This window comes from Marinobacter lacisalsi (genome assembly GCF_042651045.1).
Lineage (GTDB): Bacteria > Pseudomonadota > Gammaproteobacteria > Pseudomonadales > Oleiphilaceae > Marinobacter > Marinobacter lacisalsi.
Genome location: NZ_JBHSDI010000016.1, coordinates 1 through 14,134 on the forward strand (window position 1 = coordinate 1; position 14,134 = coordinate 14,134).

Consider the following 14,134-nt stretch of genomic DNA (forward strand, 5'->3'; position numbering starts at 1 on the left):
ATTACTTTACCCTTATACGTCGCCCGATAGCTTCGGTGCCGGCGGCTTAGTCCAACAGACATTTAAAGGTCATGCTGCGCACGACCATTAAATGCTTAGGTGTTAGGCACTATGAATATAACGGAGAAGCAACTCATAAGGGCGATCTACTCGACTTGGGACTTCCAGCAAGCCCTGTCTGCTTTGACATTCCTGCTCGAGGACTGTGATTTTGGGGCGAAACATAGTCACGTAGAATTGCGTCGATTCAGATGCTACGAATCCACCCTGATAATCTCAATGGCGCGACCCTTCGAGACAACCAGAGGCGGGACGACAATTGGTTTGCGTGCTCTCGGCATCAGCTTGAACCAAGAGCAAAAGACGCTAGTTGATAGAGTATTGGACCTGCGCCGCAAGATAGTGGCGCATTCCTCGGAGGAAGAGATGCATTTCAGGATTTCTACCATCCCCATAGACGACGGCCGTTTCAATCTTCCTCATTTTCAGTTTAATGAGCGGCTGCATCTCGAAGAGAAGGAGCTTCGCCAACTCGAATATTTTCTAAGATATCTGAAGCATCAGATGGTCGAGTTCTTTTATAAAGTGGCTCAAGAGCAGCCCGAGCTTCTTGATCGTTACAAGGAGCCGAGCTCCCGGGGAGCCTAACAATTTGTTGTAGTACGTTCCGGCCAGCGGCCTTCACCGGACGCCCCTGCCGGGGCACCGCTAAACAAGCGCGTTAAGCTCTATTGTTGCGTGATGCGCACCATGCTATCATTCCCTCATGATTAAATCTTTCCGTCACAAAGGACTGAAGCGGTTCTACTCGACCGGCAGCACGGCGGGCATACAGTCTGAGCATGCCAAGAAACTGCGTATGCAGTTAGCTGCTCTAGATACGGCCACTTCGGTGGAGGACATGGATATCCCTGGCTTTCGGCTTCACCCATTGAAGGGTAAAGACAAGGGGCGGTGGTCGATTCGGGTTAACGGAAATTGGCGAATGACGTTCGAATTTCAGGACGGCAACGCCTACATTCTTGATTATGAGGATTATCACTAATGACTATGCATAATCCGCCGCATCCTGGTGAATTCATTCGCGAGGTGTACCTGGAGCCTTTCGGTATCAGCTCCCGTCAGCTTGCTTCCAGTCTGGGCGTTTCACCTTCTACTTTGTCTCGGCTGCTCAAAGGGGATAGCGGCATTAGCCCTGAAATGTCTTTGCGGCTGTCCAAGGTACTCGGGCGTACACCTGAGAGTTGGCTGGCGATGCAGGATATGTACGATCTCTGGGTGGCCCGCAGCACGGTAAATCTGGATGGCATTCAGCCCCTGGACTTCGAAGCAGCTTAACCAGTGGCTGTTGTCGGATGCGCCTGCGCTAGTGCTCCGGCACGCCGCAAAGCCAAGCCTTAAGTGTCAAAGGATTGATCGATGCAAGGTGAATGTCTCTGCGGAAGCGTGAAATTCGAAATTGATGGCGAGGTACGGAATCTCTATCAGTGTCACTGCTCGCTATGCCGCAAAGCCACAGGGGCTGCAGCCAACGCTGCCACGTTTGTGCAGGGTTCTAGTTTTCGTTGGGTCTCAGGTCAAAGCGAGATCCGGTCGTATCAAAAGCCAAGTGGTTTCCGGAGCGATTTTTGTTCGAGTTGTGGGAGTCCGGTTCCAAATAGCCTGCGGGGCACCGAGATGGTATGGGTTCCAGCCGGTTTGCTCGATGAACTCGCCGTATCAAAGATTTCTGTTCACCTCCACACAGCATCCGCCGCGCCATGGGAGCAAGAATCTACTGAGTGCGTTCGATTGGAGGGCGGCCCTGAGAGTCTGGAATCACTTAACAAATTGTTGTAGTACGTTCCGGGCCTCCGGCCCTACACCGGACGCCCATTTCGCTGCGCTACATGTGCGCCGCTAAACAAAAGCGTTATGGGGAGAGCCGTCTCCGCCAGTAGCCTGGTTTTCTGGAGTGGTGAGCAAAAGCAACGACTATGATAGCTTGGTTTCTTTCGATGGTTACGAGGGAGAAGGGGAATCTATGAAGGATGAGTTGTTTTGCTCCGGATTCTGCGGCGTCAGGGTTGACTGGAACCAGTGGGGGATAGGGTTCCTCAAGCAGCTCAATTGCTTGTTCGAAAGCATTGATCAGGCGTTCTCCAAGCCCAACTTCTTCCTGCTCATACCAGACAGCGGCTTCTTCCAATTCTGTAGCAGCTTCCCTGCTGACTCTTGCTCTCAAAACGATCAGCCTCTAATTCGATCTCTGGCGCGGGACAGAACTTCCTTTGCATCGAGCAGCTCTGCTTCTCCTGAATCAATCTGGTGGATTCTTCGGCGAATCTCACGGTCCCATGCTTCTGCAACACCTTCATCTGCAGGGCCATCCAAGCTTGCCACCAGATCTTTGGCTAAAGCGGCGCGCTCCTGTTCGGAGAGCGTCATGGCAGCATTTCTGAGGGTTTCGAGTTCGAGCGCAGTCATTTGACACCCCGCGGAGATAGACATAGGTAAATGATGCAGGATGTTTCACCCCATAACAAGGCGCATCGATTCGCGGCCTGCGGCCGCCATTGTGCGCTGGCGTTGGGCCACACCATTCTGTTTACTGACATCAGGAGGATGATTACATGAGCTCGTCCGCCCGTGCCGTTCTTAAAATGGGCAAGGTGTTTGTGGTTCTTCTGCTGCTGAGCAGTTTCACCGTGTTCGCACAGACTTCTCAAGAGCGCGTCCACCAGATGTCGCACAACGTAATGCCCTTCGACATGTCGAAGACCGTACACATCTTCAAGATGACAGAGTCGGGAGGCGTACAGCGTGTTCTTGCGAGGGATCCAGGCAAAAGCAACCAAATTGCACTGATCCGGCAGCATCTCAAGCACGAAGCTGAAAGGTTTCAGCGCGGCGACTATTCAGACCCAGAGATGCTGCATGGCGCAGACATGCCAGGGCTTAGGGAGCTTCGAGCCGGAGCCTCGGGCATCGAGATCTCGTATGCGGAGCTTTCCGCAGGCGCTGAGATCACGTTTGAAACGACTGATCTACACTTGCTAACGGCTATACATCGCTGGTTCGGCGCTCAGCTTTCGGAGCACGGCGCCGACGCCAAGGCAGAGTGAGCCGCAGGGAGAAAAAGCCCATGGAAGAATTGGCCGATGGTTCCTTGAAGGCTGTTTTTCGCCTTCTGAGCCTAGTTGTGAGATCCCTTATCTGGCTTGTCTGGGAGCTGTATTTCGAAATTATTGCCTGGTACGTGGGCTGGCCCATTTGCCGTGCTCTCTCTTTCGGTCGTTACCCAAAGGAGGCCATTGGCGAGAGCGAGGACGCCAATATGTTCACCAGTATTCTGGTGTCATTGGTTGGACTGGCTTTTCTCGCTGCTCTGGCGGTCGGTCTCGCTCAGCTCACCGGTGGGGGATGAAAGGGAACGGCCCTCAGCGGATAGATAACATGGACAGACTAATTTTTCATTTTCAGAGCAGGCACGCCGCAGTTTGAGCGCCGATGATCAATCACGATAAGTTCCAGAGTTTGGTAAAACAGCTTTACGAGACGGTCCACGAGTTAGAAGCGATGTTTCCCGGTCGCCATTTCACCCCTGACGGCCATATGGTGGGTAGCCTGGGCGAGTGTCTGGTTGCCGATGCCTACAATCTTGATTTGAAGACTGCATCCAACAAAGGCTATGACGCTGTCACTGAAAGCGGGCTGGAAGTTGAGATCAAGGCTACACAGTCCAGCTCCGTCGGATTCCGGAGTCAGCCCCAGCATACGATCATCATCAAGATCCTGCCTGATGGTACGTTCGAGGAGATCTACAACGGACCCGGCGCCCTTGTTTGGAAGCAGTTCAACGGGAAGCGGCTACCGAGTAACGGCCAGTTTCAGATCTCTCTCAACAAGCTCCGGCAATTAAATCAAAGCGTGGCTCAAACAGACCGTGTGCCCAGAGTCATTCCCTCTGCTTCGCGCAGGTTTGGTTGAAAAACAGGGACACCCATTAACCACCATAAACAGGCATAGCCAACGTCGCCTGCGTTACCCGGCCGATCATCCCCTTATCGTCAAATAGCCGCGTCTCCACCAGGCCATTACCGTTATCGCCCATGCGTGCCCGCGCATCGAATCCTATCCATTCGCCGCAGGGCGGACGTGTCAGGTACAGGCTGATGTCGGCATTGATGCTGCCCACGTTGTCGGCCACGTGCAGTTGCCCGATACCGTTGCCGAAGTCCGCCAGGGTGGCCGCCTGCACGGTGGTTGAGCAGGGCTCGCCGGCCACCACCGGAATCGGCAAGCGCATCCAGACCCGCCCCTCACCACGGCCCTGCACGCCGTCGATCAGGTGGACCTCGGCGGTGGTGTGCAGCCCGGTGAGTGTCAGTTGTGGCTCGTCGCGGTCGCGTTCGGCAACCTGTATCAGGGTTTGGGCTGGGCCCTCGCGGGCCGGCAGGGTGTCATCGGGAAAGCGGGCGTGCCCGGGGACGTCCAGCGGCGCCTGCTCCAGATACAGCGCGGTGGCCCGGCTGACCACCACATCATCCGCCAGCAGGTCGGCCTGCAGCACGCGAAGCCGGCGACCGGAGCGTACCGTGTCGACCCTTACGCTCAGAGGCTTTGACGGCACCGGACGCAGCAGGTCGGTGGTCAGTCTCGCCAGACGCAGACCACTGCCGGCGGCAGTCTGTTCCAGCGCCCATGCCAGCAGCCCGGTGGGCGGACCACCGTGCAGGTAATCCGGGCTCCAGGGCCCGCTGGCATTTTCAGTGGGTACGTAGGCTTCACCATCGCGCAGGAATAACGCCTCGGCCATCGTTGTCTTCCTTATGATTGTTGTAATAAAGGGGCAAGCATAACGGGAAAGTCCTGCCTTGTGGATATCAGCGCATAGTCTGGCATTGTCCGTTGTACGCCACCACGCCCTCCCCGGGTTCTGGGTTACACTGCAGCCTGTTCCATTTCCCGAATACGACAAGGCGCCCATGACCCCCGACCACAATGACCTCTGGTTCCTGCCCCTCGGCGGCACTGGTGAAATCGGCATGAACCTCAACCTCTACGGCCACGACGGCCAGTGGCTGATGGTGGACTGTGGAGTAACCTTTCCCCGGACGGGTCGGGTGATCGCCGACGGCACCGTGCACGGGCGCGGCGAACCACCGGTGCAAATGGCTGATCCTGCGTTTATTGCTGACCGCCGTGAGCAACTTGCCGGGCTGGTCATTACCCACGCCCATGAGGACCACATCGGTGCCGTGCCCTACCTGTGGCCGCTGCTGCAATGCCCAATTTACACCAGCCGCTTTACCGCCGAGATCCTGCGCCGCAAGCTGGCGGAGTTCGACCTGCTGCACCGGGTGCCGATCCATGTGGTGGACGTGGACGAGCGCCGCACCATCGGCCCGTTCGAGGTGCAGTGGCTGGCACTGACCCACTCCATCCCCGACCCCAACGCCCTCATGATCCGCACCCCGGCGGGGCGGATCTTCCATAGCGGCGACTGGAAGTTGGACGAGAAGCCACTGGTGGGCCATGGCTACACACCGGGCACGTTCAAGGCCCTGGCGGAGGAAGGGGTGACGGCCATGGTGTGCGATTCCACCAACGCCACCGTGGCGGGGCACTCGGTATCCGAATCGGCACTCGAAAAGGGGTTGCTGGCCGCCGTCGATGATGCGCCGGGGCGGGTTATCGTGGCCTGCTTCGGCAGTAACATCGCCCGGTTGCATACCCTGGCCAACGTGGCCCGGGCCACCGGCCGCTACATGGGCCTGTTGGGGCGCTCGCTGATCAACATGGCAGGAGCCGCCAAGGCCGCCGGCGTCTGGAACACGGACGACCATCTTATCCCTCCTGCCCACCTGGGCTACCTTCCTCGCGAGGAGGTGCTGGCTGTCGCCACCGGTAGCCAGGGCGAACCGCGCACCGCCCTGCGCCGCATGGCCATGGGCTCGCATCCCGAGGTGGAGCTGGAGCCTGGCGACCGGGTGATCTTCAGCGCCCGCGCCATCCCCGGCAACGAAGACGCCATTGAGGCGCTGATTGCCAGCCTCAGGGAACAGGGGGTGGAAGTAATCACCGCCGAAGCCGCCGACCTGCCCATCCATGCCTCCGGCCACCCGGCCCGGGACGAACTGCGGGCGATGTATCAATGGGTGCAGCCTGGTGTGGCCATCCCCGTACACGGCGAGGCTGAACACATGGATGCCCACGCCGGCCTTGCTCGCGAATGCGGCGTTCCCAAGACCCTGCTCGGTCGCAATGGCGACCTGTTCATGATCCGCCCGGTGCCGGGGATGCGTCGGCAGGTAGTGGAGACCGGTCGGCTTGGTTGGGACAAGGGGGAGCTGGTTCAAATCATTTCAGCGCCTCTCAGCTGACGGAGATCATGGCATACTGTTAGGTGTCTCGGAGGTTACTATGAATTTTGGAGTTCTTGTATTCAATCAGGTCGAGGAACTCGACTTTGTTGGGCCGTGGGAAATGCTCACGATGTGGCGGAAAAATGCCAACGGCCCTGAAAACTGCATCATTGTGGGCCAATCGATGGAGCCAATCACTTGTGCAAAAGGGTTGTCTATTAACCCACATGCTTCGTTTGCTACATGCCCCCCACTTGACTATTTACTAATTCCGGGAGGGCAAGGCACGCGTATTGAAGTTAACAATCCTGTGTTGGTTGATTTCGTTGCCAATCAAGCAAAGAACTGCAAGGCAGTCCTATCGGTTTGCACTGGTTCATTTGTGCTGCATGCCGCAGGGCTTTTATCGGGAAGGAAGGCAACAACTCACTGGGGCTCTTTAGAGCGTTTGCGTGCACTCGGTGACGTAACGGTTGTTGAGCAACGGTACGTACAAGACGACAACATATGGTCATCTGCTGGTGTCTCTGCTGGCACTGATCTCATGCTTGCATTTATTGCCAGCGTTGACGGTGAAGCTGCCGCTGGGGAAGTTCAATTTGCTTCAGAGTATTATCCCTCTTCAATCAAATACGGTGGTTTTGAAGACCACGCGCAAGCACCTACATATATCAAAGACACCTAACCATGCGTTGCACCGGATGAGCCGGTGAACGCGGCGATACATGGCTAGAAACGCGAAAGCAGTGGAGGGATCCAATTGATGACCGGTCGTTACGAAGTCAACAGCTCTGAAGGTGAGTACGAACCCGGCTCTGACGGTCTGGTTCTGGCAAACCGACTTGGCATCACTTCACCAGAGGATATGGACGAATTGGAGCTGCAGCTTCTGGAGGCGCTTTATCAGGCCGTGTTGATAGACCACTTTCCAGACCGCACCCTTACCGTTGAAGACCTGAAATCCTGGCATCGTCGCTGGATGGGTAATGTTTACGGATGGGCCGGGGAGGAACGCTCCGTCAACATGAGCAAGGGAGATTTCCCATTTGCTGCAGCGGCCCAGATTCCGAAGTTACTTTCAGGCTTTGAAACCAGCGTCCTTGCAAGAAATACACCCTGTCACGACGTTTCTGAAGATCAGCTTGCGGAGGCTATTGCCGAAACCCATGTAGAGTTTATCCTCATTCATCCCTTCCGAGAGGGGAATGGCCGACTGTCTCGCTTGTTGGCTGATGTGATGGCAGTTCAGGCAGGTTATGGCACGCTGGATTACAGCTATTGGGATCAGAGCAAGCTCGAGTACTTTCAGGCAATCCAGGTAGGAATGGGATGCGACTACACACCAATGACCAGGTTTGTTCGCTTGGCGTTGGCCAGTGGTGATAGCTCTATTTAGCTGGCCAGCTTTATGTGCGCGTATTTTCCAGACTTACGGCGTAGCTTACCTTCAAGTTCCTGGACACTCTCACCAGTCTCAATAGCCGTGGAGCTTGCCACCGAACGGCGAATGGATGCACTGGTGACGAGTCGTGATTTTTTCGAGGTTGGCGATTTGGCGCTCATCGACGGGCTTGCTCCAAAAATCCTGCATACTGAACCTAAATTATAGCAGAACGAAGGTAGCCCCGTTAGCCCGTAAAAGGAAAACGATTCATGACGACCGTCAACAATAACGGCGTAACCATCTACTACGAGGTGCTCGGCGCGGGCCAACCGGTTGTTCTTCTGCATGGCTTTACCGCCAGCAGAGCCCAGTGGCACTACTCCGGCCTGGCTGCCGAACTGGCAAAAGAACACCAGGTCATCCTTGTGGACCTGCGCGGGCATGGCAGAAGCAGCAAGCCCCACGATCAGGCTCTCTACTCCCTCGATGAGCGCCTGTCTGATATCAACGCTGTTCTTGACGACCTGGGCGTGGATCAGGCTCATTTGCTCGGCTACTCCATGGGTGGCTGGCTGGCCTTCGGCATGGCAGCCAGGTATCCGGAACGGGTGGCGTCGCTGATGATTGGCGGGGCCCATCCTTTCGCCGAATCAGCAGAGCCTTTCTATCAGGTATCCGGCGAGGATCCACAAGCCTTCCTTGAGGCGCTGGAGACGTTCATTGGTGAGACCATCGCGGATGCCGCCAGACCACTGGTGCTGCAGAATGACCTGGTGGCACTGGTCGCCGCGGCTGTCGATCGCCAGGACCTGTCGGAAGCGCTGGGCGAGGCCTCCATCCCCATGCTTCTGTTTGTGGGCGAGCAGGACAAGCGACTGAATGCCATGAAGACCACGGCGGAACGTTTCGACGCCGAACTGATTATGCTACCCGGGGTCGGTCATGCCATGACATTGTTCAGCGGCGCTTCGCTGGCCGGCGCGCTCAAGGCGTTTTTGAGGAAGGTAGCCTGAGACCGGGCGGTCACAAGCAACATTTTTTAGCGGAAAGGACGGGAAACCAAATTATGATGGACTATCTTCGCAACAATCCGGGTCAGGGTTTTCGAACCTCACCTTTCCGGGCCCCGCTCAGGGCGTGGGCGCTGGTGCCGGTGTTTGCCCTTATTGCGGGGGCTATCGGATTCAGCACCGGTCTGTTGGATGTGGCACCCATGGCTTCAAAGACAGCGCTCCTGCTCCCCCTGACCCTGTTTGTCTTCCCGTCGTTGCTGGAAGAGGCGTTTTTCAGGGGCGTGCTCATTCCACGGAACATACTGGACTCCGGCACCGCCAGCGCTGCCAAAGCGGTGGCCATCAGCACGTTCATATTCGTGGCCTGGCATCCGCTCAACGCACTGGCGTTCAACCATTCCGCCATTTCGCTTTTCCTGGACCCCTGGTTTCTGCTGATCGTGTGCGCACTCGGGATTACCTGCGGGTATGGCTATGTGGTTTCCCGGTCTGTCTGGGTTCCCACCATCATTCACTGGGCAACGGTGACCGTGTGGGTGCTTTTGCTCGGTGGCAGGAACCTTGTATTGGAGGTGTAACCACCCCAAGACGGATCAGGCACCAAAGACGATGCCCGAAATGACAGGAAAGCACCTAGTGTCCTGGCCCTGTCTCCCAACCTCCCCCCAAGGTATACTTGCAGGGATCATTCACTAAAGCCCGCCGTTTATGCGCGAACTGTATTTTTCCCCCATGTTGCTGGGCCTGTGCCTGTTGTTGGCACTGGCGGTCGCCTCCACGGCGCTCTGGCGGGTGTCGCGCCCCTACTCCGGGCCCGGTTTCTGGATGGCCGGTATCTGGTCGCTGATTGGCGGCATTGTGCTGTTCATCGGCTTCATGGCCACCGGCAGCCCGACACTCAACGTGTTGGGCAATGCAGGGCAACTGGCCGGTGAGGCGCTTTTCCTGCTGGGCATCTTCCGCTTCATGGGGCGCCCCCTGCCCTGGTGGATTGTGCCTGTCAGTGTCGCTGTTATGGCGGTCTTCAATATTCATTACTGGGTCTACGCCGGCAGTTCGGACTTCCTCATGGGGGTTTATTCCTCCATCGCCGGGCTTCTGCCCTGGCAGGCCATCTGGCTGCTGATACGGGCCCGTGACGACAACGCCACGCGACCGGCCCGCCTGCTGGTGGCCATCAGCCTGTTGATCTATTCGGTGGTCACCCTGGTTCGCGGTGGTTTCGGGTATGTGAATTGGTGGATCGACCATCCCTACGAGATGCCCTACGAGTCTTTCAGTTACCTGCTGCCCTACAACTTTGCGATACCAGCACTGGTGATGGGTTTTGTGGGTGTCACCCTGATGACCATGCAGCGCATTCTGGCCCTGAGCGAGTACCACGCGGACCAGGCCCGCAGCAGTGCCCAGCGTTTTGAACGATTGATGCGGGCCTCTACGTCCGGCGTCGCCGTGTTGCGGGAGGGACTGATCATGGATGCCAACCCCGGGCTGGAAAAACTCACCGGGCTGCCCCGCGACCAGTTGCTGCAGAAGCCTGTCACGGCGCTGTTCGCACCAGAGAGCCATTCGGCACTGCAACATTGTCTTGATCGGGGTGATGTCCATGAGCAGGAGCTGGTGGCCCGGCATCTCAGCGAGGGCGCCTATGCGGCAGAGATCTCCCTGTCGCCCCTGGAACAACAGACCAGTGACTGCATTCTGGAGATGCGGGACATCAGCCGCCATAAGGCCCTGGAAAAGCAGCTCAGCAGGCTCGCCACCCACGATCCCCTGACCGGCACCCTGAATCGGCGAGCATTCGACCAGGCCACTCATACTGAGCTGGACCGGGCCCACCGCTACGGCCATGGTTTCTGTGTGGCACTGCTGGACCTGGACCACTTCAAAAGGATCAACGACGAGTACGGTCACGCCGCCGGCGATCAGGTACTGAAAAGTTTTGCCTCCTGCTGTGGCCAGCAGTTAAGGGCCACCGACTACCTGGCACGATTTGGTGGTGAGGAGTTCATCATCCTGCTGGTGGATACTCAACTGGAGGACGCCAGGCAGTTACTGGAGCGCATGCGGGAGGCGGTGCAGGGACTGATTGTCGAGGAACTGCCGCAGGGGCAACGAATACGCTTCAGCGCGGGCCTCGCCCAATGGCAGGCGGGCGACACCCTTGACGCACTGGTGCGGCGCGCTGACAAGGCTCTGTATCAGGCAAAACGCAGCGGGCGCGACCGTATTGCCACCTTGCCCCCGGCGACGGAACCCGATGACGTTCTGTTTCGCGATATCTGACGGTACAGGGCCGACAGTCTACCTATGGCAGGTCCTCGCATTCCTTCGGGGTGGCATGCTTCGCCACCCCCGGTTGATCAGGCTGTCGTTGCACTGCCCTGCCGAAGCTCCGCCAGGAAGTCCAGGATGGCGTCATTGAAGACGTCGTTCTGGTCACCGGAGACCATATGGCCTGCACCGCTGACATCAATGGCCCGGGAGCCGGGGATCAGTTCGAGGAAATCCTTCACGCCCTCTTCGCTGACCACATCGCTCATCTTGCCGCGCACCAGCAGGGTGGGTACCTGTATCTGTTTGGCGGCGTCCCGCAAGCGGTCCACATTGCGCACCGAGTTGGGGGTTCGCTCGCCTACCATCAGGGCCGGGTCCCAGTGCCAGTACAGGCGACCGTCGTCCCCTTCCCGCAGGTTCTTGCGCAGGCCGGCGGAACCGCCACTGCCACTGCGCTTGCGGTGGGGCATGTAGGCGGCAACTGCTTCAATCACCTCCTCCATGGAATCGAAGCCGTCCAGGTGAGACAACATGAAATCACGGATGCGCTGGATACCTTCAACTTCCATCTTGGGCACGATATCCACCAGTACCAGGCCACGGATATGATCCGCCTCTCGGGCGGCGGCCGCGATCATGGAGCTGATGCCGCCAAGGGAGGCGCCCACCAGCACTGGTGGCTTGTCGAGGGTTTCCAGGATGGCATGCACATCCTCCACGAAACGGTCCAGGGTGTAGTCACTGTCCGGACACCACTCGCTTTCACCATGGCCGCGCATGTCCACGTTCAGGGCGTAGTAACCGTTGTCGCCCAGCACCTGGGTCAGCACGCCCCATGAATGCCGGGTCTGGCCACCACCGTGAAACATCACCACCGGCTGACCATCAGGATCACCCGCTACGTCTACTGCCAGCCGGATGCCATTGGTACCTGTGAGAGTCTGCCGTTCCATACTGTCTCCTGAAATGCTTTTGTTCTGTTTTGGCGTCCGGCTTGGGGGGTTTCCGAACGCTTGTTTTATTTCAGGATGATGCCTTAAAACGGGTGGGGAATACCAGTTAGTTCTGCAACTAATCGTAAGCGGTTGCCGGGGAGCGACGACTGCCCCGGGGGGCTCCTTTTCCTTAACGGCGCCTCAGCTTCCTGCCGGGTCAACCCGGCCAGATTTCCCCGCCGATCATCCCCCATTGTTCCTCAAATTCCGCCGAGGGCAAGCGGCTGAAACCCGACCGGATATAGCGCTGAATCCGCCCCTCCACAAACGTCATCACCCAGTCCGCCGCCCGGGGAGCGCTTGGATGGGGGCGCAACCCCTGACGGATGTCGCCTTCTTTCAGGATCTGGCGGATCTGGGTTTCCAGGCGGTCGAAGAACTGGCTGGCGCGTTTGCGCAGGGCTTCGTTTTCGCCGCTCAACGCCTCGCCGGTGAGGACGCGGCACAGGCCCGGGTTGCGTTCGGCGAACACCAGTACCAGCTGGGTGAGCTGCTGCAGGCGTATTCTGGCGTCGTCCTGCTCCTGCAGGATGCGCTGGCAGCGGGTGAAGACGGTGTCTTCGGCGAACTCGATCAGCGCCTCGAACATTTTGCGCTTGCTGGGAAAGTGACGGTAGAGGGCCGCCTCGGTGACGCCCACGGCGCGGGCCAGGCCGGCGGTGGTGATGCGGGTGCCGGGGTCGGTCTCCAGGATTTCCACCAGGGACTGGAGGATGGCGTCGCGGCGGCTGGGTTTCTGGTTGGTCATGACAGGACGACAGCGCTCTGTTATTTGATTATTGATTGGTAATGTTCGGGTGACGGGGTGATTCTACAGGGATTGGAGGAGTTTGTGGTCGAGTGCAGGGAGCCTGACTGCGGAAATACCCCCTCTCCCTTGAGGGGAGAGGGTTGGGGTGAGGGTGGAGCAACAAGCTTCGGAGTAGGATCGCCTCCCCCCTCTCCCTGGCCCTCTCCCGCCAGGGGAGAGAGGATGCAGGACGACACCCGGGCGATGTGGCCAGACGCAGAGAACGACCGCCTACCCTCAGAAAAACGTGCCATCAATCGGCGAAGAGGCACTGGCGTAGGCCTTCTTGGGCATACGCCCGGACAGGTAGGCTTCGCGACCGGATTCGATGGCCAGCTTCATGGCGCGGGCCATGCGGATGGGATCGCGGGCGGCGGCGATGGCCGTATTCATGAGGACACCGTCGCAGCCCAGCTCCATGGCAATGGTGGCATCCGAAGCGGTACCGACACCGGCGTCCACCAGCACGGGCACATTGGCATTCTCGACAATCAGCCGGATGTTATAGCGGTTCTGGATACCCAGGCCGGAGCCGATGGGGGCGCCCAGGGGCATGATGGCGATGCAGCCCATCTCCTCCAGACGCTTGGCCAGCAGGGGATCATCGGAGCAATAGACCATCACCTGGAAACCGTCGTTGATCAGCTGTTCGGCAGCCACCAGGGTTTCGGTCATGTTCGGGTAGAGGGTCTTTTCCTCACCGAGCACTTCCAGCTTTACCAGGTTGTGGCCATCCAGCAGTTCGCGGGCCAGTTTGCAGGTACGTACCGCGTCTTTCGCGGTGAAGCAGCCGGCGGTGTTGGGAAGAATGGTGTATTTTTCCGGCGATATGACATCCAGCAGGTTGGGCTCATCGGGGTTCTGACCCAGGTTGGTACGGCGTACCGCCACGGTGACAATCTCGGCGCCGCTGGCTTCGATGGCCTGGCCGGTTTCCGTCATGTCCCGGTACTTGCCGGTACCCACCAGCAGACGGGACTGGTATACCCGGCCGGCGATCTCGAGTGGCTTGTCTTCCGGCAGTGGTGTCTGGTTCTGGTCAGTCATGGGATTCCTTCAGGGAATTGGTCAGTAAACAGCGGGTATCAGCCTGCACGCAGGCACTGCAAGGGAAACAGCGGATCAGCCGCCACCGATGGCGTGGACCACCTCGACACGGTCGCCCTCGGACAGGCGAAAGTCGCCGTGCTGGCTGCGGGGCACGATGTCCTCATTAACCTCGATCGCCAGCCGCTTGCCGGCAAGCCCCAGATCGTTAACCAGCCACTGCAGGGTAGCCTGATCCGGCAGTTCCCGGTGATCGCCATTAAGCACTACATTCATAACGA

At 58.2% G+C, this 14,134-nt stretch carries 20 protein-coding genes; 13 read left to right on the top strand and 7 right to left on the bottom strand.

All coding sequences use genetic code 11. The features are described 5' to 3' along the window. Positions 1-111 precede the first annotated feature (111 nt). From ACFOZ5_RS12515 to ACFOZ5_RS12530, 4 genes are all read left to right on the top strand, one after another. Entirely contained in the window at positions 112-648 is a 537-nt protein-coding gene (locus ACFOZ5_RS12515; RefSeq protein ID WP_379887804.1) for a hypothetical protein, read from the top strand. Between the two features lie 118 nt (positions 649-766). Then, positions 767-1,045 carry a type II toxin-antitoxin system RelE/ParE family toxin gene (locus ACFOZ5_RS12520; protein ID WP_379887806.1) on the top strand — a complete coding sequence of 93 codons (279 nt, stop codon included), beginning with the start codon at positions 767-769 and terminating at the stop codon, positions 1,043-1,045. Then, complete coding sequence (locus tag ACFOZ5_RS12525; protein ID WP_379887809.1) at positions 1,045-1,338, top strand: HigA family addiction module antitoxin; 294 nt, start codon at positions 1,045-1,047, stop codon at positions 1,336-1,338. Before ACFOZ5_RS12520 ends, ACFOZ5_RS12525 begins: the two co-directional genes overlap by 1 nt. An 81-nt stretch (positions 1,339-1,419) precedes the next feature. After that, the gene (locus tag ACFOZ5_RS12530) at positions 1,420-1,839 is read left to right on the top strand and encodes a GFA family protein (RefSeq protein ID WP_379887811.1); all 420 of its coding nucleotides are present in this window, start codon (positions 1,420-1,422) and stop codon (positions 1,837-1,839) included. A gap of 73 nt (positions 1,840-1,912) precedes the next feature. On the opposite strand, the gene ACFOZ5_RS12535 is transcribed toward ACFOZ5_RS12530, so the two are convergent. Beyond that, positions 1,913-2,224, bottom strand: coding sequence for a type II toxin-antitoxin system RelE/ParE family toxin (locus tag ACFOZ5_RS12535; protein WP_379887813.1), 312 nt, complete (start codon positions 2,222-2,224; stop codon positions 1,913-1,915). A 5-nt stretch (positions 2,225-2,229) separates the two neighbouring features. Next, entirely contained in the window at positions 2,230-2,466 is a 237-nt protein-coding gene (locus tag ACFOZ5_RS12540) for an addiction module protein (protein WP_285389865.1), read from the bottom strand. Positions 2,467-2,612: 146 nt separating this feature from the next. Between ACFOZ5_RS12540 and ACFOZ5_RS12545 the strand changes: the two genes are divergently transcribed. The 3 genes from ACFOZ5_RS12545 (at position 2,613) to ACFOZ5_RS12555 (ending at position 3,969) form a co-directional block, all read left to right on the top strand. Next, positions 2,613-3,104 carry a hypothetical protein gene (locus ACFOZ5_RS12545; RefSeq protein WP_379887815.1) on the top strand — a complete coding sequence of 164 codons (492 nt, stop codon included), beginning with the start codon at positions 2,613-2,615 and terminating at the stop codon, positions 3,102-3,104. Between the two features lie 20 nt (positions 3,105-3,124). Beyond that, complete coding sequence (locus ACFOZ5_RS12550) at positions 3,125-3,406, top strand: hypothetical protein (protein ID WP_379887817.1); 282 nt, start codon at positions 3,125-3,127, stop codon at positions 3,404-3,406. Positions 3,407-3,489: 83 nt separating this feature from the next. After that, positions 3,490-3,969 (top strand): DUF6998 domain-containing protein, encoded by a 480-nt coding sequence (locus ACFOZ5_RS12555; protein ID WP_379887819.1) that lies wholly within the window; start codon positions 3,490-3,492, stop codon positions 3,967-3,969. A 16-nt stretch (positions 3,970-3,985) separates the two neighbouring features. Here the strand turns inward: ACFOZ5_RS12555 and ACFOZ5_RS12560 are convergent, their stop codons facing one another. After that, complete coding sequence (locus ACFOZ5_RS12560; RefSeq protein WP_379887821.1) at positions 3,986-4,798, bottom strand: thioesterase family protein; 813 nt, start codon at positions 4,796-4,798, stop codon at positions 3,986-3,988. A gap of 169 nt (positions 4,799-4,967) precedes the next feature. On the opposite strand from ACFOZ5_RS12560, the gene ACFOZ5_RS12565 reads away from it, so the two are divergent. From ACFOZ5_RS12565 to ACFOZ5_RS12590, 6 genes are all read left to right on the top strand, one after another. Then, positions 4,968-6,365 (top strand): ribonuclease J, encoded by a 1,398-nt coding sequence (locus ACFOZ5_RS12565; protein ID WP_379887823.1) that lies wholly within the window; start codon positions 4,968-4,970, stop codon positions 6,363-6,365. A 40-nt stretch (positions 6,366-6,405) separates the two neighbouring features. Then, the gene (locus ACFOZ5_RS12570; protein ID WP_379887825.1) at positions 6,406-7,032 is read left to right on the top strand and encodes a DJ-1/PfpI family protein; all 627 of its coding nucleotides are present in this window, start codon (positions 6,406-6,408) and stop codon (positions 7,030-7,032) included. Positions 7,033-7,110: 78 nt separating this feature from the next. Beyond that, positions 7,111-7,743 carry a Fic/DOC family protein gene (locus ACFOZ5_RS12575; RefSeq protein WP_379887827.1) on the top strand — a complete coding sequence of 211 codons (633 nt, stop codon included), beginning with the start codon at positions 7,111-7,113 and terminating at the stop codon, positions 7,741-7,743. Between the two features lie 257 nt (positions 7,744-8,000). Then, positions 8,001-8,744: an alpha/beta fold hydrolase gene (locus ACFOZ5_RS12580; RefSeq protein ID WP_379887829.1), complete on the top strand. Its 744-nt coding sequence runs from the start codon at positions 8,001-8,003 to the stop codon at positions 8,742-8,744. 53 nt (positions 8,745-8,797) lie between these two features. Next, on the top strand, positions 8,798-9,322 hold the full coding sequence (locus ACFOZ5_RS12585; protein ID WP_379887831.1) for a CPBP family glutamic-type intramembrane protease: 525 nt from the start codon (positions 8,798-8,800) through the stop codon (positions 9,320-9,322). 130 nt (positions 9,323-9,452) lie between these two features. Beyond that, positions 9,453-11,030, top strand: coding sequence for a sensor domain-containing diguanylate cyclase (locus tag ACFOZ5_RS12590; RefSeq protein ID WP_379887833.1), 1,578 nt, complete (start codon positions 9,453-9,455; stop codon positions 11,028-11,030). A 77-nt stretch (positions 11,031-11,107) separates the two neighbouring features. Here ACFOZ5_RS12590 and ACFOZ5_RS12595 read toward each other — a convergent pair whose 3' ends face one another. From ACFOZ5_RS12595 to thiS, 4 genes are all read right to left on the bottom strand, one after another. Next, entirely contained in the window at positions 11,108-11,974 is an 867-nt protein-coding gene (locus ACFOZ5_RS12595) for an alpha/beta fold hydrolase (protein WP_379887835.1), read from the bottom strand. A 199-nt stretch (positions 11,975-12,173) separates the two neighbouring features. After that, positions 12,174-12,764, bottom strand: coding sequence for a nucleoid occlusion factor SlmA (gene slmA, locus ACFOZ5_RS12600; RefSeq protein ID WP_379887837.1), 591 nt, complete (start codon positions 12,762-12,764; stop codon positions 12,174-12,176). 279 nt (positions 12,765-13,043) lie between these two features. Continuing rightward, on the bottom strand, positions 13,044-13,853 hold the full coding sequence (locus ACFOZ5_RS12605) for a thiazole synthase (protein WP_379887839.1): 810 nt from the start codon (positions 13,851-13,853) through the stop codon (positions 13,044-13,046). 75 nt (positions 13,854-13,928) lie between these two features. Next, positions 13,929-14,129: a sulfur carrier protein ThiS gene (gene thiS / locus ACFOZ5_RS12610; RefSeq protein WP_379887841.1), complete on the bottom strand. Its 201-nt coding sequence runs from the start codon at positions 14,127-14,129 to the stop codon at positions 13,929-13,931. Between the last annotated feature and the right edge of the window lie 5 nt (positions 14,130-14,134).